Raw genomic sequence first — 21,419 nt, 5'->3', positions numbered from 1 at the left:
GTCCATGGTCAGCAGCGCGGCCGGTCCGCTGACGCGCTGGCGGCCCAGGGTGAGGTCGGCCTGGCCGATGAAGAAGCCGTCCTGCTTCGGGAGCTCGAAGTCGCGCCGGTAGACGCGCGCCGAACCGTCGGCCTCCAGCACGGCGATCTCGCCGGTCTGCACGCGGCGCGGCACCAGCTGCTGGAAAACGAAGCGGCCGTTCGGGTCCACCGGCACCGCGTAGCCCAGCGCGCGCACGCGCTGGTCGGGGCGGATGGCCTGGCCGCTGGCGGTGACGGTGCCGGCGCGGATGGGGATGTGGCTCACCGCGAGGCGGCTGTCGCCATAGCCGCGCAGCAGCTCGCGCTCGGGTTCGTGCGGCTGCGCCGCGTCGGGGCGGCGCATGGCCAGCGTGAGCGAGAAGTCCTCGGTCTCGTCGAAGCGGCCCTGCGCGTCGAACACGCGCAGGCGGTAGAAGACCTTGCCGTCGCGCGCCGCGCCCAGGCCGTCGAGCAGGCCCGCGGGCACGGTCCATTCGCCGCGCAGGTTCGCGTCAAGGGCAATGGCGGCCAGCGGCTGGCGCTGCCCGCCGGCGTTCAGGGTGAACAGGCGCAGCTCGGCCTTGTGCAGGAACAGCAGGTAGTTGCTGTGGCCCGCGAAGCGCACGGTGTCGCCGGGCGCCACGGTGGTGGGCCAGGCGGCGGCGTTCAGGCGGCGCGGCTGCGAGAGGCTGTCGACCTGCAGGCGCAGCTGGTGGCGCTCCAGCTGCACGTCGATGCAGCGCTGGCGGTCCGCGCTGGACGCGTCGGCGCCGATCAGGGGCGCGCCGTCCACCGTGAGGCGCAACGGCGATTCGTCGCTCTCGTAGGGCGAGAGCATGTGGCACTCGCTCGGGTCGCTGCGGCGCACGGTGGTGTGGACCACGGTGGTGGGCGGCGCCTGGTCGGTCCACCAGGCGCGCACCTCCACGCGGCGGTTCGCGGCCCAGTGCGCGCGGTCCTCGCGCGGCGTGGCCAGGGGCTCGTCGGGCCCCTGGGACGCGTAGGCGAAGGCGCTCTCGGGCAGGCCCAGGCGCCCGGCCAGGTAGCGGCCCACCTGGCGCGCGCGCGCCAGGCCCAGGGCGTGGTTGTCGGCGAAGCGCGGCTGCAGGCGGCGGCTGATGGGCTGCGCGTCGGTGTGGCCCACGATCTGAAAGCGCAGCGCGGGGCGGCCCTTCACCTGGGCCACGATCTGGTCGAGGCGCTGGCGGTCGCTGTCCAGCAGCAGGTCTTCGCCCGAGTCGAAGCGCGCGGTGTGCGCCTCGTCGCGGGGCGCGGCGGCGCCGGGCACGGTTTCCTGGCGCTGTTCGGTGGTCTCGCGCAGCGCGCGCGGATCGCCCAGCACCACGCTGAGCCGGGGCAGCTCGCGTTCGGCGGCGGCGGGCGGGTGGTCGCGGCCATCGATCTCGACGGCGCGCGCGTCGCTGGCGCAGCGGTCATCGAAGCGGCCGCGGGCCTCGGTGCGGCAGTCGCCGCCGCTGTGGTGGCCGCCGGGGCGGGCGTCCTGCGCGGCGGCGGCGCCCATGCCCAGGCAGGCGGCGGCCACGGCGGCGGAGACGGCCGCGTGGCGGAAGCGTCGGTTCAGGCGGAGGCGGGCGTTCATGGTCGGCTCGGCAAAGGTCCGGGGGGCGTGCGTGGGGTGCATGCGGTCCTCCGTCAGGGGGCGACGGAGGGCGACACGTGCTCGACCTCGATGTCCAGGTTGAACAGGGGGCTCTGCTGCGCGGCCCCGTGGCGGCGCCAGCGCTCCAGCAGATCGGCCTTCACGGCGCGGGTGCGGGCCTCGGCCAGTTCGGGCGCGTCGCCGCGCGCGCCCTGGTAGGCCAGACGCAACACCGAGGGGCGTTCGGCCAGGGCCGCGATGGCCTTCGGCAGCTCGGCCGCGAAGGCCGGCTGGAGCGCGATGGCGCCGGGCTCGAAGGCCTCGGCGCGCAGCGCCAGTCGCACCACGCGGTGCACGGTGGTGCCGAAGTTGATCTTCACGAACTTGCCGCGCGTGGCGCGCTCGGCCGCCGGGTTCTCGGTGGTCACGCGGTAGCCCGAGGGCAGCGTGCGCTCGTCCAGCTTGAGCACGATGTTGCTGCCCGTGCCCTCCTTGGGCACCGCCGCGCAGGCGATGTGGTAGCGCCCCTGCGGATCGGTGGTGACCAGCAGGCCGTTGACCGTGGCCAGGCGCACGTTGGGCAGGCCGGGCTCGCCCTCGTCCTGGTAGCCGTTGGCGTTGCGGTCGTCGTAGACCTTGCCGATCACGTCGGTGCAGTCGAACAGCGCGTCGGGCACCACGCGCACCGAGGCGGTGGCGGTGTTGGACAGCGCGGCCTGCGTGGCCGACTGCTGGGCCAGCACCTGGTTCACGTAGATGCCCTCGCCCACCCCGGTGCCCACGCCGAGCACCATGGACACGCGCAGGGTTTCGCTCGGCGCGAAGGCGCGCGGCGGCAGCGTGAGTCGGCGGCCTTCGACCAGCGGCACCACGGGTTCGATGGCGCCGCCCGGCAGCCGCTGCACGGTGAGCGAACCGGCGACGAACTTGAAGCCCGGCGGCAGGGTGTCGACCAGGACCACGTCGGCCAGGGCGACCGCGCGGGTGTTGCGCGCGGTGATCACGTAGGGCACCAGCTCGCCCTTCTTCACGGTGAGCTTGGGCGTGGTCTTGCGCAGCTCGATGAGCGAGCCGCCCACCGGGTCCAGCGGCAGGTGGTTGTTGACCACGTTCTGCGCGCCGCCCCCGGGGAACAGCACGCTCAGGAAGTACGGCGAGGGCACGCCGGGCAGCGGCGCCGGCGTGGAGACCACGCAGGGGTCGCCCGGCACCGGGTCCACCACGCCGGCGGGCGCGGTACAGGTCTGCGCGTTCAGCGGCCCGGCCGAGGGCAGGTGCGTGGCCGAATGGATGTAGCCACCGGGCGGCGTGACGACCAGCGTGTACTCCCCCGCCGGCGCGCCGGGCATGAGGAAGAACTGGTAGAGGCCGTCGGCCGCCGTGGTCACGCTGCCGCTGCCGCCCAGCAGGTGCAGCGCGGGATCGAAGCCGGGCGGGCCACGGAACTCCACCACCGCGCCGGGCACGGGCTGCGAGGTCACGCTGTCGTAGACGATGCCGCTGGGGTCCAGGGGCAGGTCCTGGTTGACCACGGCCATGCCGGCGCCGATGGGCACCGGGATCATGGGCAGCGGGCGCATGCCCGGCGTGGTCGGGTGCGCGCCGCCGGCGGCGTTGAGCACCGGGTCGGTCGGCCAGGCGCCGCCGATCACCTGCCCCGAGGGCGTGCGGAAGCGCAGGTGGTAGTCACCCGGCACCAATTGCTCGAAGCGGTAGCTGCCGTCGGCCGCGGTGACGCGGCTGTCGAGCACGATCATGTCGGCCGGCGCGCAGCTGGCGCTGCCGTCGGCGCAGACCAGCAGCTCCACCGTCCAGCCGGCCTTCACGGGCTCGCCGGGCGCGCGTTGGCGGTCGTTGTCGCTGTCTTGCCAGACGGTGCCGCTCAGCGTGGAGGGCGCCAGCGCGCGCTCCCAGAAGTCGTAGCCCGTGCCCTGCGCGCCGGGCGTGGTCAGCGGCACCACCAGGGTGTTGGGGCCGGGCGCGCTGCCGCCCAGCGAGCCCACCGACTCGCCGCCCTGGGCGTAGCCCGGCGGCTGGGTCTGGGTGAGGGTGTAGCCCGCGCCGTTGGACAGCGGCAGGTCGTCGAAGCGGTAGCTGCCGTCGGCGCCGGTGGTCACGGTGCGCGTGACCGGGTGGCCGTCGGCGTCGGTGCCCGTGAGGGTGATGGTCACGCCCGCCAGCGGCAGGTCACCGGGCTCGCGCACGCCGTTGCCGGCCACGTCGTTGAACATGCTGCCGGCGATGGAGGCGGCGCGCTCGCCGAACAGGTAGCCATCGCCCGCGCCGCCCAGGTGCACGATGCCGGTGATGAGGTCGTTGCCGGCCTGGCCCATGGGCGCGCCGTTCACCTGGCCGGCCGTGTCGAGGCCGTCGCCGTAGGCGGCGGGCTGGGTCTCGGTGAGCGTGTAGCCGCTGGCGTCGGAGGGCAGCAGGCCGTCGAACTGGAAGCGGCCGGTGGCGTCGGTCACCGCCGTGCGGTTCACCGCCGCGCCGTTGGCCGCCGTGCCGCTGAGGGTGATGGTCACGCCCGCGATGCCGGGCTCGCCCGGGTCGCGCTGGCCGTCGTTGTCGCGGTCGATGTAGACGTGGCCGCCGAGCTGGCCGCCGAGTTCGCCGAAGTCGTAATCCGTGCCGGCCTCTTCCGAGCCGAGCGCGACGCCACCGAAGCGGTCGTTCACGCCACCGGGGTTGGCGCTGCCGCGCGGCGCGCCGCCCACGCTGCCCAGGTGCTCGGCGCCATCGGCCAGGTCCGCGGGTTGGGTCTCGTCGATCTGGTAGCTGCCGGGCAGCAGGTCGGTGACGGCGTAGCGGCCGTCGGCGTCGGTGGTCAGCGCGCGCGTGACGGCGTTGCCGTAGAAGTCGGTGCCGGTGATGGCCACCGCCACACCCGCGACGCCGCTTTCGCCCGGGTCGCGCTGGCCGTTGGCCAGGCCCTGGTCGAGGTAGACGCTGCCGGCCAGGCTGGCCGCGCGCAGCAGCGCGAACCAGTTGTTGGTGGACGCGGCGCCAGCACCGTCGAGCACGATGGTCTGGATCAGCGGCGCGTCCGAGCCGTTGGGGCCCGCGGTGACGCCGGCGCCGCTGGTGGGCACCGTGCCCGGGCTGGAGCCCGCGCCGCTGACGCCGCCGGCCCGGGTGAGGCCTGGCTGCCAGCCGCCCGGGCGCGTGAGCGCGAGCGTGTAGGTGCCCGGTGGCACGTCGAAGTGGTAGGCCCCCGTGACCGGGTCGGCGGTGGTGGAAAGGCTCACCGGCGCGCTCCACTGGTCGGTGCCGGTGAGCGTGACCGTGGCCGCCACGCCGGGCTCGCCGCCCTCGCTGATGCCGTTGGCGTTGCGGTCGTGGTAGACGCGGCCGCTGACGCCCGAGGTCTGCACCGTCACGCTGCCGCTGTTGAAGTTGTTGCCCCCGTTCGGGTCGGCGCCGCCGTTGCTGTCGCCCGAGCCGGTGGTGACGATGCGCGCGGTGTTGGTGAGCACCGTGCCGTTGGCCGGCGCGCCACTGAAGCGCACGGGGATGCGCACCGTGGCCGTGCCGTTGGCCGGCATGCTGGTGATGGCGCAGCTCACGGCGGTGTCGCCGGCCACGCCCGTGCAGCTCACGGCGGCGGGCGTGAAGCTGCCGGCGGTGATCGTGAAGCTGGGCGCGCTGGCGAGCACCAGGCCCGCCGGCAGGGTGTCGGTGAAGCTGGTGGTCTCGGCGGCCTGAGGGCCGTTGTTGCGCACCTCGACCAGCCAGTCGAAGGTCTGCGAGGCCGCCACCTCGGTGACGGCGGTGGTGGTGCCCGGGCGCACCGCGCGCTTGGACACCACCTGCACGTCGGCCTTGAAGCGGAAGGTGGTCGGCTCGCCCTTGCTGTTGTTGCCGGGCTGCGGGTCGAGCGCGTTCAGGGTCGCGTCGGCCAGGGCCACGCTGGCCTGGTTGGTGTACTGGCCCTTGTCGGCGCCGCGCAGGCGGATGCGAACCGCCACGCTGGACGGCTCGCCGGTGGAGCCGGCGCCGGTGCCACCGATCTGCGCGATGCTGCAGACGATGCTGCCGCCGGCGGCGCCCGCGGTGACACCAGCGGTGTTGCAGCTCACGCCCGATGGCAGCGGCGCCACCACCTCGACGAAGGTGGGCGCGCCCGCGCCCGCGGGGAGGGTGTCGGTGAGCACCACGTTCTCGGCCGTGGACGCCCCGTTGTTGGTGGCGGTGACGGTGTAGGTCACGTCGTCGCCCACGTTCACCGGGTCGGCGTCGTCGGTCTTGTTGACCAGCAGGTCGAACACCGGCGCGGTCACGGCCGTCGGCTGGGTGGCGCTGTTGTTGGCCGCGCCGCCGGCGATCTCGGGCGTGGTGGTGGCCACGCTCACCGTGTTGCTGATGCTGCCGCTGCCGCCGCCGACCACGCTGTGCGCGGCCAGGGGCCGCACGCGCAGGCTCACGGTCTCCTGCGCGCCGCGCGCGATGGAGGCCCAACTGCAGACCAGCGTGCGATTGCCCGCCGTGGTGGTGGCGCCCGTGGCCGGCGCGGTGGCGCAACTGCCGCCGCCGCTGGGCGTGGCCGAGAGGAAGACCACGCCGATCGGCAGCGTGTCGGTGATCGAGACGCCATAGGCGCGGCTGGCGCTGGTGGCCGCGGGGTTGCTCGCCGTGATGGTGTAGGTGAGCACCTGGCCCGCGGGCACCGGGTCGGGGTTGTCCGACTTGCTCACCGCCACGTCGGCGCGCGCCGTGTAGTAGGCGGTGGCGTTGGCGGAGTTGTTGTTGTCGAGGTCCGGGTCGCCCTGCTGCTGCGCGAGCACAAAGGCCGAGTTGATGACCTGGAAGTTGTGGTCGGCCGCGGTGCCATCGCCGAAGTGGCGCGCGCTGACGCGGATGCGCGGGCAGTCCAGGCCTGGGGTGCAGGCCGGCAGGCTGGCGATAACGCAGTTGTCGAGCGCGAGGTGGCTGGACGTTGCCACCACGTTGCAGCTGCCGAAGCTGGCGCTGCCCGGCAGGGTGCTCAGGCTGTAGTCGGCCGGTGAGGCGTTGAAGGCGCTGTCGAACACGTCGGTGACGGCCACGTTGGTGGCGGTGGCCGGGCCGGCGTTGACGACCTCGATCTCCCACAACACGGGCTGGCCCGCGAGCTGGCGGTTGCCAGGCGCGTCGCCGGTGCCGATCACGCGCTTGAGCGCGGAGACGTCGGCCAGCTCGACGCCCGTCTGCGGCGTGACGCCCACCGAGGCGCAGTTGTTCGGCGCGTTGTCGTCCACCGGCCCGCCGGTGCCGGCCACGCAGGCGGTGTTGGTGAGCACGCCGCCCGTGCTGGTGGCCTGCACGGTGAGCGTGATGCCCGGCGTGGTGGCGTCGACCGCCAGCGCCAGGTTGCTGCTGGTGCAGGTGACCGTGACCGGGCCGGCCTGCGGAAAGCTGGCGCCCGCGCTGGAGCTGCAGCTGAAGCCCGCTGGCGCGGCGATGCCGTTGAGCCGCAGGCCTGCGGGCAGGGTGTCGGTGATGGTGAGCGTGCCGCTGGCCGGGAACGGCGTGGGCCCGAGGTTGGTGGTGGACAGCGTGTAGTCGAACGGCGTGTTCAGCGGCACGGCGGCCTGCAGCCAGCTCTTGGCCTTGTTGGCGCGCAGGTCCGACACCGGGTCGATCACGGTGGTGGCCACCGAGCCGTTGGCCGAGGTGGCGCCCGGGGCCGAGATGGTGGCGGTGTTGACCACTCCCGCGCCGGTGGCGATGGCCTGCACCGGAATCACGATGTCGCCCAGGGCCACGTTGGCCCCGGCCGCCCCGCCGCCGCTGCGCGTGCACGACACCACCGGTGCGGCCGTGGGGCAGGCGCTGGACGCCGTGCAGCTCCAGGCGCCGCTGGTGAAGCTGGTGGCGCCGCCCGCGAAGCAGAAGGCCGCGGGCACGTTGTCGAGCACCTGCACGCCCGTGGGGTAGTCGCCGCTGTAGCGCGGGGTGAGCGTGAAGCTGAAGGCGGTGCCGGTGGCCACCGGGTCGCTGGCCGACTTGGTCTTGCCCACCGACACGGTGCTGCCCGGCGCCACCAGGGTGTTGGTGCTGCGCGTGTTGTTGTCGGACACGCCGTCGCCCACGCCGCCCGTGGCGGCGACGTCGGCCGTGTGCGTGAGCGTGGAGCCGCCACCGACGCCCACGATGCCGTTGACGGTGACGCTGCGCGAGCCATTGACGGCGATGGCGCCGAGGTTGCAGTTGAGCGTGCTGCCGGCCAGCGAGCAGCCCGCGGGCGTGCCCGTGAGCGCGAAGCCCGGCGGGATGCTGTAGCTCAGCAGCGAGCTGGGTGAGGCGTCGGGCCCGTGGTTGGTCACGGAGAGCACCACGCTCTGCGTGCTGCCGGCGGAGGCGTTGGCCGGCGCGCTGAGCGACAGGTCCAGGTCGGCGCCGGCGTTGACGGTGGTCAGCTCGGTCTGCGCCGCGCCGCCCGGCGTGGGCGTGGCCGTCACCGACAGCGTGCCCTGCAGGGTGGAGCGCACGCGCAGCGGGACCTGCGCCACCGCGTTGGGTCCGAGGTCGATGCCGCTGCAGTTCAGCAGGCCCGGACCGGTCTGGCCCTCGGCCATGCCGCTGCAGCTCACGCCCGGGGGCAGCGCGCCGGTGCCCGCGTACTGGCCATTGGCCGGCACGCTGAAGCCGAAGGCGCCGCCCGCCAGCGGCGTGCCGTTGGTTTCGGCCACGCGCACCGTGTAGGTGACGGTGCCGCCCGCGGGCACCGGGTCCGGGGCGTCGGGGATGCTGGAGATGATGAGCTGGGCGTGCGCGCTGCCCAGCGCCATCAGGCCAAGGGCCGCGGTGAGCAGGGCGCGGCGCAGCGCGCGCTGCGGCATTGACGTTCGGTAGGGCTTCATGTGTCTGCTTCGGTTCGTGCACCGAAACCACGCCGCCCGCGCCCGCGCGCGGCGGACGCACGAACGCCCCCTCACCGCGGTCGCAACCGCGGTGTGAACACCCTCAGGGGATGGGGGAAACGTCGGGCGAACGCGCCGCCGTCGTGGCGGGCGCTCGGCTCAGTGCGGCGCGAATGTAAGAAGCCGTTTCATCGCGCGCCAGCGAATTGACAATGTTTGACAGTGGCCCAGCGCGGGGGCGTTCAACCCGTCACGGAACGGGGCCTGGCGCCCCTTGCCGGCCCTGCCGAGGCGCCTATTCCCCGACCTCGAGCGCCGGCAGCTCGAGGCGGAATTCGGCGCCTTCTCCCGACACGCCGCCCACCCGCGCGCTGCCGCGGTGGCGCGCCACCACGGCCTGCACGAAGGCCAGGCCCAGGCCGGCGCCGCGCGTGCGGGCCTCGCGGCCCAGGCGCTTGAAGGGGTCGAACAGGTCCGTCCGGTCCTCGGGCGCCACGCCCGGCCCCTGGTCGATCACGGTGATCACGTGGCGCTCGCCTTCGCGCGCCAGGCGGCAGCGCACCTGCCCGCCGCGCGGGCCGTACTTGAGCGCGTTGTCGATCAGGTTGCCCACGGCGCGCGTGAGCAGCTCGCGGTCGGCGCGGCACCAGCTCGGCGCGGGCGGCGTTTCGGTGAGGATCTCCACCGACAGCGCGCGCGCCTGGTCCCAGTGGCGGTCGGCGGCGTCGATGAGCACGTCGCTCAGGTCCACCGCTTCGGTCTCGAAGGCGTCGGACTGCGCGCGCGCCAGCTGCACGAAGTCCTCGGCCAGCGCCAGCGCGCGGCGCGCGTGGGCCTCGATGCGTTCCAGCACCCGAGGGTCGGCGCCGGGCTCCAGGCGCTCGAGTTCGAGCAGGGTGAGGATGGCCGACTGCGGCGCGCGCATGTCGTGCGAGAGGAAGCGCAGGGCCTCCTCGCGCTGGCGCTGCGCCTGCTGCACGCTGGAGATGTCGACCAGGCTGACGATGCTGCCGTCCAGGCGGCCGTCCACCGACAGGCGCGGGTGGCACTTGAGCACCAGGTCGCGCCGCTGCGCGTCCATCACGTGCCATTGGCCGCCGCGGCCCTGCAGCGCGGCGCGCAGCTCGGGCAGCGGCGAGCGGTCGGCCAGCGTGAGGCGCGCGGCCAGCAGCCCGAGCAGGGGCTGATCGCGCAGGCCCTGCTCGGCGTCGCCGAAGTAGCGCGCGGCGGCGGCGTTGGCCAGGCGCACGCGGCCCTGGTCGTCGAGCACCAGCACCGCGTCGCCCAGGCTGTCCAGGCTGTCGTGCACCAGCCGCTGCAGCGCGCGCAGCTGCTGCACGCCGCTGGCCATGGCGCGCATCTGGTGGTCCAGCGGATCGCCGCCCCCAGTGGCCGGCAGCGGCGCGGCGAGCACGCCGCCGCGCTGGGCCTGGCGGAACTCCCCACCGAGGTAGCGCACCACCGCATCGAGGCGGAACCAGGCCCAGGCCGGGTAGGCCAGCGCCAGGCCCAGCAGCGCCGCGAGCGGCGCCACCTGCACGCCCGCCGCGCGGCGCAGCAGCCAGGCCGACACCGCCACCAGCAGCACCAGGCCCAGCAGCGACCACAGCGCGCGCCGCGGCGGCCAGCGCGTGAGCGCCAGCGCCGCCAGCAGCACCGGCAGCGCGCTGAACGCGGCGTTCTCCCAGGGCGTGGCGGCGCGCCGGTGCACGCCCTGGCGCAGCGCGTCCAGCAGCTGGGCCGAGACCTCGACGCCGGGCATGAGGCTGTCGCGGCTGGCCATCGGCGTGGCGTAGCCGTTGCCCAGGCTGGCCGCGGTGGCGCCGATCAGCAGGTAGCGGCCCTGCAGTTGCTCGGGCGGCACGCGGCCTTCGAGCAGGTCGATGTAGGACACGCGCGCCACCTGCTGCGGCGGCCCCGCGTAGGGAATGAGCGCGTGGTGGTCGCGCCGCCAGACGCCCTCGTCCGCTGCCGGCGCGGCACCGCGGCGCGCGCCGGGCAGGCGCGCCGGGTCCACGGCCTCGCCGCCGGCGGCCAGCAGGGCGAGCACCCAATGGTCCCAGCGCTGGTCCCCCGCGCCTTCTCGCAGGAAGACGCTGCGCGCCACGCCGTCGTCGTCGAGCTCGACGTGGATGTGGCCCAGGCCGTGCGCCGCCCCGCGCAGCACCGGCAGGGGCAGCGCGGGTTCGACGCGCAGCCCGTCGGGCCACTGCGCGTACATCGGCAGCACCACCCGGCCGGCCCGGCGCATGGCGCCCGCCAGGCGTTCGTCGTCGCCCGGGTGCGCGGCGTCGGCGTCGCCCAGCAGCAGGTTCAGGCCGATGGCCCGCGCCCCCTGGGTGGACAGCTGGTCCAGCAGGGCCGCGTGCACGGCGCGCCGCCAGGGCCAGCGGCCCAGCGCGGCGAGGCTGCGCTCGTCGATGGCGACCACCAGCACCTCGGGCGAGACCGGCCGCGTGTCGAGCGCGGCGATCTGGTCGGTGAGCGCGAGGTCGACGCGGCCCAGCCCGTTGGCAAAACCCGCCAGCGCGGCGGCGAGCAGCATCGCGCCCCAGAACAGGCCCCAGCGGCCGAACACCGCGACGGGCGCCGGCAGCGAGGGGATGGGGGTGGAGGGGCGCATGCGGACCGCGCTCGGCTTCGCGTCAGCGCGGCTGGGTGTCCCAGTCCACGCCGTGGGGCGAACGCACCGGCACGCCATCGTGGCTGCACAGGCCGGCGCGCGCGCCCACGCGGCGCGGCGCCGAGAACGGCGAGTCCAGGCCCTGGGGCGAGCGGCTGCGCAGGCGCACGAAATACGGGCGACAGGCCTGCAGGTCCAGGCGCACCGAGGGCTGGTCGACCTCCAGGTCCTGCAGGATGTGCGTGAAGCCCTCGTCGCTGGCCAACTGCACGCGGTAGCGGTGGCCCGCCGCGCCGGCCCAGTGCAGGCTTTGGCCGTCCTCGCCGGCCTCGGGCACGGCGGGCGCGGACGGCGGCGGCACCAGGGTCAGCGGACTCGGGTCGCTGAAGGGGCCACGGTCGAGCGCGCCGTCGGCGCGGCGCGCGACGCTGGCCACGCGCCAGTGCAGCGCGCCGGGCTCGGCGATCGGCACCTCGAACGCGCAGCGGCCGCTCTGGCGCGCTTCGGCGAAGGGTTGTTGGAAGGCGGGGTCTCGGGACACCTGCAGATCGTAGGCGATGGCGCCGGGCACCTCGGTGCAGCGCAGCGCCACGCGGCCCACACCCACCAGCGCGTTCGCTTCGGGCGAGCGCGCCAGCGGCGCGATGGGCGTGGCCTTCACGCGCAGGCGCGCGGTGGCCTCGCCGCCCATCAGGCCCTCGGCGTCGATGGCGCGCAGGCGCAGGCGGTACTCGCCGTCGGGCAGCCCGCTCAAGGGCGGCGGGGCGCCGCGCGCGACCGCGTCGAACAGCACCCGTGCCGTGGCCTGGCCGTCGGCGCCCGCCGCCGCTTCTTCCACCTGCAGGCGGTAGGCCTGGGCGCCGGGCAGCGGCGCCAGGGCCAGCGCGTGCGGCAGGCGCTCCACGCGCAGCTCCGCCGCGCCCAGGGCCGGTGCCGGCAGCAGCGGCAGCACGCGCGGCGCCTGCGTGGCCGACTCGGTGACCGCGCCCTGCCCCGCGCCCAGCTCGACCGGCGCCTGCGGCAGCTCGCCGGCCGCCACGGCCACGCGACCGGCGATGACGTCGGAGAAGGCGCGCGCGCCGTCCTCGGACAGGGCCACGCCGAAGCTGGTGCCGCGCACGCCCGTGACGGCCAGCGGCGTGCGCACGTCGAAGCGCGAGCCCGTGGGCTGCGGGCGCACCCGCGAATCGACGCGGCCCCGGTCCAGCCGCAGGGTGTTGCGGGCGCCACCGATGCCATCGGACTGGCGCAGGCGCTCCAGCGTGAGCTGGCTGCGCGCCGGCAGGTGCAGCGTGGAGCCGTCGGCCAGGCCGAGGCCGACGAAGGCGCCCTCGTGCACGCGCAGGGCCGTGCCTTCGGGCAACTCGTCGCCCACCTGGAGCTCGCGCGCGGGCGCGTCCGCCACCACCAGGCCCTTGAGGTACAGCACCGTGGCGTGGCGCGCCACGCCGCGCACGCGGTCGGCGGGCACCAAGAGCGTGGCGCCGATCGGCAGGCGCTTGGGGTCGCTCACGCGGTTCAGCCGCGCCAGCGCGCGCCAGTCCTCGGGCGATTCCAGGTAGCGCTGGGCGAGCCGGTACAGCGTGTCGCCGGCGCGCACCTCGTAGGGCGTCAGCGGGCCCTCGGCCTGGGCCGGCGCGCCAGCGCCGGCGGTGAGCAGGGCGAGGGCGCTGAGGGCGGCGAGGCGGCGGGGGCTCACGCCGCCGCCCCCGCGAGCGGCAGCGCGTGCGCGCCGTCGCCCACGGCCTCCAGCCGGTAGCCCTGGCCATAGACCGCGCTCAGGCGGTAGCCGCGCGCCGGGCGCAGCTCGAGCTTGGCGCGCAGGGAGGACACGTGCGTGTCCAGACTGCGCGAGGGCACCTCGACCGCGCGGCCCCAGACCGTCTCGGCCAGGTAGGCCCGCGACAGCAGGCGCCCCAGGTTGGCGAACAGGCAGCGGGCGAGCTCGAACTCCTTCTGCTTGAGTTCGATCGGCCGGCCCTCGAAGGCGATGGTGCGCGCCGCCAGGTCGATGCAGTAGCCGCCGAAGCGCAGCAGCGCGCTGTCTTGCGGCGGGTAGCTGCGCCGGATGAGCGCTTTCACGCGCGCCATCAGCTCGTGCACACGGATGGGTTTGGTCATGTAGTCGTCGGCGCCACAGCCCAGGCCTTCGACGATGTCGCGCTCCTCGCTGCGGTTGGTGAGAAAGAGGATGGGCACCGGGTGTTCGTGGTGGGCGCGCACCCAGCGCACCACGTCCGGGCCCGCGATGTCGGGCAGCTGCCAGTCGACGATCAGCAGGTCGAAGCTGTCGCGGCGCAGCTCACGCATAAGGGCCTGCCCGCGCTCGAACACCTGGCACTCGTAACCAATCGCCTTCACCGACCGCTGGATCAGGTCCAGCTGCGACACGTCGTCATCCAGTGCGGCCAAGCGCATCCCGCCGCTCCCCTCGGTCCTGCTCACCCAAAAATTACTGCAAATGCAGTAAATGAAAAGGCGATCCTACACGCTTGGTAACAAACCAAGACCGCCTGTCGACCGCGGCCCCGGGTTTTCCCGCTCAGGGCGTGAACAAGCGCACCCAGCGCATGCCCTCGCGGTGGCTGCGCAACACGGCCTCGATGAAGGCCATGCCCTCCAGGCCCTCCGCCAGCCCCGGCAGCGCCACCCCGGCCTCGCCGCGCCAGGCGCGCGCGAAGTCGCGGTAGAGCTGGGCGAAGGCCTCCAGGTAGCCCTCGGGGTGGCCGGCGGGGATGCGGTGCGGCAGGGCCGCCACGCCGGCGCGCGCGGGCACGCCGCGGTACAGGCACTGGGACGGCTGGCCGGGGCGGGTGAGCCACAGTTCCTCGGGCTTTTCCTGGTCGAACTGCAGCGAGCCGGTGCTGCCGTACACACGCAGGCGCAGGCCGTTGCGGCTGCCGCTGGCCACCTGGCTGGCCCACAGCATGCCGCGCGCGCCGCCCTCGTAGCGCAGCATCACCTGCACGTGGTCGTCCAAGGGGCGGCCCGGCACGAAGGTGCTCAGCTCGGCCGCCAGCTCGCCCAGCCGCAGGCCACTCACGTAGCCCGCGAGGTGGTAGGCGTGCGTGCCGATGTCGCCCAGCGCGCCGGCCGGGCCGGCCTGCTTCGGGTCGTTGCGCCAGGCGGCCTGCTTGTTGCCCTGGCGCTCGAGCGGCTCGCCCAGCCAGTCCTGCGCGTACTCCACCTGCACGATGCGGACCTCGCCGATGGCGCCTTCGGCCACCAGCTCGCGCGCCTGGCGCACCATGGGGTAGCCGCTGTAGGTGTGCGTCAGCAGGAACAGCACGCCACGCTCGCGCACCCGCTGCGCCAGGGCCTGGGCTTCGGCCAGCGAGGTGGCCAGCGGCTTGTCGCAGATCACGTGGATGCCCTGCTCCACGAAGGCGCGCGCCACCGGCACGTGCAGGTGGTTGGGCGTGACGATGGCCACGGCGTCGATACCGTCGGGCCGCCGCGCCTCGGCGCGCGCCATCTCGGCGTAGTCGGCGTAGCTGCGCTCCGGCGCGATGTGCAGCGCGGCGGCGCTGGCGTGCGCGCGCGCTGGCGTGGACGAGAGCGCGCCGGCCACCAGTTCGAACTGGTCGTCCAGCCGCGCGGCGATGCGGTGGGCGGCGCCGATGAAGCTGCCCTCGCCGCCGCCGACCATGCCCAGGCGGATGCGGCGCGTCGATCGGTCCTGGCTCATCGCGCCAGGCCCAGCAAGGCCGAGAGCGTCTTCGCATCGCCGGCGCTGGCGGCGAAGTCGTCGAAGGCGCGGTCGGCCACGCGGATGATGTGCTCGCGGATGAAGGCCGCGCCCTCGCGCGCGCCGTCCTCGGGGTGCTTGAGGCAGCACTCCCACTCGAGCACGGCCCAGCCCGCGTAGCCGTACTGGGCCATCTTGGAGAAGATGGCCTTGAAGTCCACCTGCCCGTCGCCCAGCGAGCGGAAGCGCCCGGCGCGGTCGATCCAATTCGAGAAGCCGCCGTACACGCCCTGCCGGCCATTGGGACGGAACTCGGCGTCCTTCACGTGGAAGGCGCGGATGCGCGGGTGGTAGTGGTCGATGAAGGCCAGGTAGTCGAGCTGCTGCAGCACGAAGTGGCTGGGGTCGTAGAGGATGTTGGCGCGCGGGTGCTGGCCCACGGCGTCCAGGAAGCGCTCGAAGGTGACGCCGTCGTGCAGGTCCTCGCCGGGGTGCAGCTCGTAGCAGACGTCCACGCCCGCACCGTCGAAGGCGTCGAGCACGGGGCGCCAGCGCGCCGCGAGTTCGGCGAAGGCGGCCTCCACCAGACCGGGCGGGCGCTGCGGCCAGGGGTAGAGGTAGGGCCAGGCGAGCGCGCCCGAGAAAGTGGCGTGGGCCTTCAGGCCAAGCCGCCGCGAGGCCTTCGCGGCGAGCAGCAGCTGCTCGCGCGCCCAGGCCGTGCGCGCGGCCGGGTTGCCACGCACCTCGGGCGCCGCGAAGGCATCGAACTGCAGGTCGTAGGCCGGGTGCACGCACAGCAGCTGGCCCTGCAGGTGGGTGGAGAGCTCCGTCACCCGCAGGCCGTGCGCGGCCAGCAGGCCCTTCACCTCGTCGCAGTACGCATCGCTCTCGGCGGCGCGCTTCAGGTCGAAGATGGCGGCGTCGCTGGTGGGGATCTGCACCCCCTGGTAGCCGAGCGACGCGGCCCAGCCCGCCAGACCCTCCAGCGTATGGAAGGGCGCGGCCGCGCCGATGAACTGGGCCAGGAAGATCCCGGGGCCTTGAATCGTTTTCATAAAGAGATCCTTCCGGCGGCAGTGTCTGCGCATCGTCCAGAGACACCGAGGCACCGGCTTTGCCGGGCCTCAGGTGTCGCCCCCTTGAGGGGGTGGCGCGAAGCGCCGCGGGGGCGTTTCCTTGTTCAGAACGGGCTGTCGGGGAAGTAGAAGTCCTTGGCGTTCTGCTTGGTGATGAGCACCGACGGCACGATGGTCGAGGCCGGCAGCTTCTCGCCTTTCTTGCGCGCCAGCGCGGTCATCTTGATCGCCTCGTAGAGGAACTTGGGCGAGTAGGACACGTTCGCCTGGATCAGCGGGTTGCTGCCGTCCATGAGCGTCTTGACCATGGACTTGGCGCCCGCGCCGCCGAACACGATCTTGATGTCCTTGCGCTTGGCCTGCTCGATGGCGCGCAGCACGCCGAAGGCCATGTCGTCGTCGGCCGCCCACACGGCATCGATCTCCTTGAAGCGCGTGAGGAAGTCCTGCATCACCTTGAAGGCGTCGTCGCGGTTCCAGTTGCCGTGCTTGGCGTCCAGGATCTTGATGCCCGGGTGGTTCTTCATGACCGCGGTGAAGGCGTCCATGCGCTCGTTGTCGATGGTGGTGGGGATGCCACGCAGCGCGACGATGTTGCCCTTGCCGTTGAGGAACTTGGCCAGGTACTCGGCCGGCACCTTGCCGAAGGCGGTGTTGTCGCCGGACACATAGGCGTCCTGCGCGCTGGTATCGGTCAGGCCGCGGTCGACCACGGTCACGTACACGCCCTTGGCCTTGACCTGCTGCACCGGGCGCGTGAGCGCGGCCGATTCGAAGGGCAGGATCACCAGCGAGTCGATCTTGGTCGCGGTCACCAGGTCCTGCAGCTGGTTGGCCTGCTCGGGCGCGCCGCTGGCGGTCTTGATGGTGACCTTGATGTTGGGGTCCTTCTCCAGTTCTTTCTTCGCTTCGTTGGCCCAGTACACCAGGCCGGCGGCGAAGCTGTGGGTGGCGGCCGGGATGGCCACGCCCAGGTTCACCTTGTTCTGGGCCTGCGCCAGCAGCGGGCTGGACAGCCCCAGCGCGGCCACGGCGGCCAGCGCGAGCAGACGGGAACGGTACTTCATGCTTGTCTCCTTGAGGGGTGATGGTGCTGACAGAGGAAAACAGGGCCTTGTTGCAAGCCCTAGGGACGCCGCCGCTGCATGAATGCGACGGCGATGATCACGAAGCCCTGCACCGCCGCGTTGAGGTATACGCTGATGATGCTGGTGAGGTTGAGGATGTTGCTGATGACCGAGAGCAGGATGGCGCCGATGACCGTGCCGCCGATGCTGCCGGCGCCGCCGCGCAGCGCGGTGCCGCCCACGATCACCGCCGCGATGGCTTCCAGCTCCCACAGCAGGCCGGTGGTGGGCGAGGCCGAGCCCAGGCGCGGCACGTAGAGCAGCGTGGCGATGCCCACGCACACGCCGAGCAGGGTGTAGGTGAGCACCTTGGTGCGGTCCACGTCCACCGCCGCGTAGCGCGCCACCTGCTCGTTGGAGCCGATGGCCTGCACGTAGCGGCCGTAGGCCGTGCGCTGGAGCATCAGCGCGCCGCCGATGGCGACCAGCGCGAACACCCACACGGGGATCGGCACGCCCAGCAGGCTGCCGTAGTAGACCGGGCCGTAGGCGTCGGCCAGGTCGTTGTCCAGCGCGAGCGCGCCGCCGTCGGCGAAGTAGGTGAGGTAGGCGCGGAAGATGCCCAGCGTGCCCAGGGTGACGATGAAGGGCTCGATGCGCCCGCGCGTGATGAGCAGGCCGTGCGCCAGGCCGAACAGCGCGCCCAGCAGCACGGCCGTGGCCATGCCCACCAGCACCAGCGCCACCGGCGGCCAGCCCAGCGGCACCAGCTTGTTCATGAGCAGGATGGTCACGCCCGCGATCAGCGCGGCCATGGAGCCCACCGACAGATCGATGCCGCCGGAGATGATGACAAAGCACATGCCCACCGCAATGATGCCGATGAAGGCCGTGCGCGTGAGCACGTTCATGGCGTTGTCCACGGTGGCGAACTCGCCGTTGAGCAAGGTGCCGGCCACGCACAGCAGCGCCAGGCCGAGCAGCGGGCCGAGCGTGGGCAGGCGCCAGCCGCGGCGGGTCGGGGCCGGGGCGGCCGAGGCGTCAGTGCGTTCCGGTGGCATGGGCGATCAGCTCCTGTTCGTTCAGCTGCGCGGCCGACAGCGTGGCCTGCAGGCGGCCCGCGCGCATCACCGCCACGCGGTGGCACAGGCCGATGAGTTCCATCAGTTCGGACGAAACCACCACCACCGCGCGGCCTTCGTCGGCCAGGCGGCGGATGAGGGCGTAGATCTCGCGCTTGGCGCCGATGTCCACACCGCGCGTGGGCTCGTCCAGCACCACCACGCGCGGCCCGGGGTGCAGCACCTTGGCCAGCGCCAGCTTCTGCTGGTTGCCGCCCGAGAGCGAACCCGCGTTCACGTCCAGCGAGCCGCAGCGGATGCCGAACTCGCGCACCGCCTGCTCCAGCGCGGCGGCCTCGCTGGCGGGCTGGAGCCAGGGCCGCGCGTGACGGTTCAGGGCCATGAGCGTGAGGTTCTCGCGCAGACCGAAGCGCACGTGCAGGCCGCGGCCCTTGCGGTCCTCGCTCAGGTAGGTGAGGCCGGCGTTGGCCGCTTCGCGCGGCGAGCGCGGCCGGCAGGGGACGCCCGCGATGTCGATCGCGCGCACCGTGCGCTCGCGCAGGCCCAGCAGGCCTTCGAACAGCTCGGTGCGCCCCGCGCCCACCAGACCGGCGAAGCCGAGGATCTCACCCGCGCGCACCTCGAAGCTCACGTCCTGCGCCCAGCCGGGCACACTGAGCCCCTGCACCGAGAGCAGCACCGGCGCGCCGGCCGGCACCTCGGCGCGCGGCGGGTAGAGGTCGGCCAGCTCGCGGCCCACCATCAGCTTCGCCATCTGCGCGCGCGTGAGCTCGGCCGTGGGCTCGCGCGCCACGACGCGGCCGTCGCGCATCACCACCACCTCGTCCGTGAGGCGTTCCACCTCGTCGAGCTTGTGCGAGATGAAGACCACCGCGACGCCCTCGTCCTTGAGCCGAGCGACGAGTTCGAACAGGCGGCCGGTCTCGCCGGGCGTGAGCGTGGCCGTGGGCTCGTCCATGATGAGCACGCGCGCGCGGCGCGACAGGGCCTTGGCGATCTCCACCAGCTGGCGCTCGGCCACGATGAGTTCGCGCACGCGCGCGTCGGGGTCCAGCTGGCGCAGGCCGACGTCGTCCAGCACGCGGCGCGCCACGGCGCGCATGGCGGCGTCGTCCAGCCACCAGCCGCGCCGCTTCTCGTGGCCCAGGAAGATGTTCTGCGCCACCGTGAGGTCTTCGGCCAGGTTGAATTCCTGGTGGATCAGCACGATGCCTTCGGCCTCGGCGGCGCGCGGCCCGTCGAAACGCACGAGGCGGCCGTTGACGCGCAGCTCGCCCTCGCTGGGCGGCTCGTAGCCGGCGAGGATTTTCATCAGCGTGGACTTGCCGGCGCCGTTCTCGCCCAGCAGGCCGACGATGCGGCCGGGCTCGAAGGCCAGGTCCACGCCGTGCAGCACCTGCACCGGCCCGAAGCGCTTGACGATGCCGCGCAGCGCCACGCGCACGCCCGTCATGTCAGTGCCCCCAGCCGGCGGGCGCCAGCGAAGTCCCCAGGGCACCCGAGGAACTGGCTCTGCCAGGCCTCAGGGTGCGCCCCCCTCCCGCCGCAGGCGAGAGAGGGGGGAGCCGCGAGGCGGCGCGGGGGGTGTTTCACTTACGCCGCCTCCATCTGCCGCAGGCTTTCTTGCATGGCCAGCACGCCCGCGCCGATGAGCCCGGCGCGCTCGCCCAGCGGGGTGTACTGGATCTCCAGGTGCCGCGTGGAGAGCGCGAGCGAGCGGTGGTACACGCTCTGGCGCACGGCGGCCAGGAACAGCGGTCCCACGCGCGTGATGCCACCGCCGATGAAGACGTGCGAGGGATTGAAGAAGTTCACCACCGAGGCCAGCATCTGCCCCACCAGCGCGCCGGCGCGCTGCACCACCTGGTTGGCCGCCATGTCGCCCGCGCGGCTGGCCTCGGCCACGTCCTGCAGGCGCAGCGGGCCACGCTCGGCGATGAGGCGCGCCAGCCGCGGGCTCTGACCGGCCTCGGCCGCCTCGGTGGCCATGCGCGCGATGGCGGGGCCGGCGGCCAGGGTCTCCACGCAGCCGAGGTTGCCGCAGTGGCAGCGCGGACCGTCCGGCACCACGCAGATGTGGCCCACGTCGCCGGCCGAACCGTTGGCGCCGCGGTAGACCTGCCCGTGGCAGACCACGCCGCAGCCGATGCCCGTGCCCACCTTCACCACCAGGAAGTTCTGCAGGCCGCGCTGCATGCGCCAGAGCTCGCCCAGCGCCATCACGTTGACGTCGTTGTCCACGAACACGGGCGCGCTGAAGTCGGCCGCCAGGTCGTCGCGGATGGAATAGGCGTCCCACTGCGGCATCAGCGGCGGGTTCACGAGCTGGCCGGTGTCGAAGTCCACCGGGCCGGGCAGGCCGATGCCGATGGCGATCACCTGGCGCGGCGGCACGCCGCAGCGCGCGAGCAGATCGCGCATGAGCGCGCGGATGCGCGAGAGCACGGGCGCGGGGCCGTCGCGCACGTCGGCGGGTTCGCTGTGGTGGGCGAGCACGGTGAGGTCGGGGCTGAGCACGCCGACCTCCAGGCCGGTGGCGCCCACGGCCACGCCGATGAGCACGCCCAGGCCCCGGCTCAGTCGCAGGGTTTCGGCGCGGCGCCCGCCGGTGCTGGCGAGTTCGCCGGTGGGCTCCAGCAGGCCCTGTTCGAGCAGCTCGGCCACGGCGGCGTTGGCGCGGCTCTTGGAATAAGAGGACGCCGCCGCGAGCGCGTCGCGCGAGATGCCGCTCGACCAGAACACGTGGTCGAGCAGCGTCTTTTCGCCGTTCTTGAGGCCTTTCCAGCTCACGTCTTGTCTCCTCTGCCGGCGCTGCGGCCTGGCATTGCCCGGCATGCTAGTGGGCCGAATTCGGCCCGAAAAGTCCGAACTTTGACCCAAATCAGGCCAAACCGAGGTGAACCAAGGGAACGTCCGGTCCATCGGCGACTCCACCACCGCCATGAACCCCAGCGCCCTTGCCCTGCCGCCCGAGGTGTCGATCGTGGTGCTCTGCGCCGAGTGGTGCACCCAGTGCCGCGCCTTCCGCGAGGTGGCCGCAGACCTGCCCGCCGAGGCGCTGCACTGGGTGGACATCGAGGACGAGGGCCTGGACGCGGATGAGCTGGGCATCACCGCGTTTCCCAGCGTGGCGATCTGCCGGCCGGCTGGCGTGCTGCGCTACCTGGGGCCGGTGCGCGCGGACCGCGAGGGCTTCCTGGCGGCGGTGGCCCAGCTGCACCGGCTGCCGCCGCGGGCCATTCCCGAGCCGCTGCGGGCGGTGCTGTCCGACGCGCGCTGAGCCCCAGGCCCCGGCGGCGCGGGACCGGGACGGCGTCAGCCCACCAGGCGCCCCAGGGTCTTGAGCGCCGCGTCGAGCTGATCCAGCCGGGGATGCCCCACGTTCAGGCGCAGGTGGTGGCGAAAGCGCTTGTCCGCCGAG

At 73.5% G+C, this 21,419-nt stretch carries 12 protein-coding genes; 1 reads left to right on the top strand and 11 read right to left on the bottom strand.

Annotated elements, in window-relative coordinates:
- The 11 genes from BGO22_RS03185 to BGO22_RS03135 all read right to left on the bottom strand — a co-directional run.
- Positions 1 to 1,620, bottom strand: a 1,620-nt coding sequence (locus BGO22_RS03185; RefSeq protein ID WP_286848876.1) for an OmpA family protein, incomplete at its 3' end; no start/stop codon positions are given.
- Positions 1,621 to 1,673: 53 nt separating this feature from the next.
- Positions 1,674 to 8,462 carry an SdrD B-like domain-containing protein gene (locus BGO22_RS03180; protein ID WP_286848873.1) on the bottom strand — a complete coding sequence of 2,263 codons (6,789 nt, stop codon included), beginning with the start codon at positions 8,460 to 8,462 and terminating at the stop codon, positions 1,674 to 1,676.
- A gap of 295 nt (positions 8,463 to 8,757) precedes the next feature.
- Entirely contained in the window at positions 8,758 to 11,085 is a 2,328-nt protein-coding gene (locus BGO22_RS03175) for a CHASE2 domain-containing protein (RefSeq protein ID WP_286848870.1), read from the bottom strand.
- Between the two features lie 22 nt (positions 11,086 to 11,107).
- Positions 11,108 to 12,784, bottom strand: a complete 1,677-nt coding sequence (locus tag BGO22_RS03170) for a FecR domain-containing protein (protein ID WP_286848867.1) — start codon at positions 12,782 to 12,784, stop codon at positions 11,108 to 11,110.
- Entirely contained in the window at positions 12,781 to 13,503 is a 723-nt protein-coding gene (locus BGO22_RS03165; protein WP_070400723.1) for a response regulator transcription factor, read from the bottom strand. The genes BGO22_RS03170 and BGO22_RS03165 overlap by 4 nt, the downstream gene beginning before the upstream one ends.
- A gap of 124 nt (positions 13,504 to 13,627) precedes the next feature.
- Positions 13,628 to 14,773, bottom strand: a complete 1,146-nt coding sequence (locus tag BGO22_RS03160) for a Gfo/Idh/MocA family protein (protein WP_286848862.1) — start codon at positions 14,771 to 14,773, stop codon at positions 13,628 to 13,630.
- Positions 14,770 to 15,828 (bottom strand): sugar phosphate isomerase/epimerase family protein, encoded by a 1,059-nt coding sequence (locus BGO22_RS03155; protein ID WP_286848859.1) that lies wholly within the window; start codon positions 15,826 to 15,828, stop codon positions 14,770 to 14,772. Before BGO22_RS03155 ends, BGO22_RS03160 begins: the two co-directional genes overlap by 4 nt.
- A 125-nt stretch (positions 15,829 to 15,953) precedes the next feature.
- Positions 15,954 to 16,916: a substrate-binding domain-containing protein gene (locus tag BGO22_RS03150; protein ID WP_070400726.1), complete on the bottom strand. Its 963-nt coding sequence runs from the start codon at positions 16,914 to 16,916 to the stop codon at positions 15,954 to 15,956.
- Between the two features lie 59 nt (positions 16,917 to 16,975).
- Entirely contained in the window at positions 16,976 to 17,977 is a 1,002-nt protein-coding gene (locus BGO22_RS03145; protein ID WP_286848856.1) for an ABC transporter permease, read from the bottom strand.
- Complete coding sequence (locus BGO22_RS03140; protein WP_286848853.1) at positions 17,958 to 19,451, bottom strand: sugar ABC transporter ATP-binding protein; 1,494 nt, start codon at positions 19,449 to 19,451, stop codon at positions 17,958 to 17,960. The genes BGO22_RS03145 and BGO22_RS03140 overlap by 20 nt, the downstream gene beginning before the upstream one ends.
- A gap of 140 nt (positions 19,452 to 19,591) precedes the next feature.
- On the bottom strand, positions 19,592 to 20,788 hold the full coding sequence (locus BGO22_RS03135; protein WP_286848851.1) for an ROK family transcriptional regulator: 1,197 nt from the start codon (positions 20,786 to 20,788) through the stop codon (positions 19,592 to 19,594).
- 106 nt (positions 20,789 to 20,894) lie between these two features.
- Between BGO22_RS03135 and BGO22_RS03130 the strand changes: the two genes are divergently transcribed.
- Positions 20,895 to 21,278 carry a hypothetical protein gene (locus BGO22_RS03130; protein ID WP_286848848.1) on the top strand — a complete coding sequence of 128 codons (384 nt, stop codon included), beginning with the start codon at positions 20,895 to 20,897 and terminating at the stop codon, positions 21,276 to 21,278.
- Positions 21,279 to 21,419 lie beyond the last annotated feature (141 nt).

It is taken from the genome of Hydrogenophaga sp. 70-12 (assembly GCF_001897365.1).
GTDB lineage: Bacteria > Pseudomonadota > Gammaproteobacteria > Burkholderiales > Burkholderiaceae_C > Hydrogenophaga > Hydrogenophaga borbori.
The sequence above is the reverse complement of the archived record's forward strand: the minus strand, read 5'-3'. Positions and strand labels throughout refer to the sequence as shown.

Bases quoted from the DNA above. Each gene is read 5' to 3' on its own strand.
- BGO22_RS03165 (WP_070400723.1), bottom strand. From the start codon at position 13,503: ATGCGCTTGGCCGCACTGGATGACGACGTGTCGCAGCTGGACCTGATC.
- BGO22_RS03150 (WP_070400726.1), bottom strand. From the start codon at position 16,916: ATGAAGTACCGTTCCCGTCTGCTCGCGCTGGCCGCCGTGGCCGCGCTG.
- BGO22_RS03180 (WP_286848873.1), bottom strand. From the start codon at position 8,462: ATGAAGCCCTACCGAACGTCAATGCCGCAGCGCGCGCTGCGCCGCGCC.
- BGO22_RS03140 (WP_286848853.1), bottom strand. From the start codon at position 19,451: ATGACGGGCGTGCGCGTGGCGCTGCGCGGCATCGTCAAGCGCTTCGGG.
- BGO22_RS03160 (WP_286848862.1), bottom strand. From the start codon at position 14,773: ATGAGCCAGGACCGATCGACGCGCCGCATCCGCCTGGGCATGGTCGGC.
- BGO22_RS03155 (WP_286848859.1), bottom strand. From the start codon at position 15,828: ATGAAAACGATTCAAGGCCCCGGGATCTTCCTGGCCCAGTTCATCGGC.
- BGO22_RS03145 (WP_286848856.1), bottom strand. From the start codon at position 17,977: ATGCCACCGGAACGCACTGACGCCTCGGCCGCCCCGGCCCCGACCCGC.
- BGO22_RS03175 (WP_286848870.1), bottom strand. From the start codon at position 11,085: ATGCGCCCCTCCACCCCCATCCCCTCGCTGCCGGCGCCCGTCGCGGTG.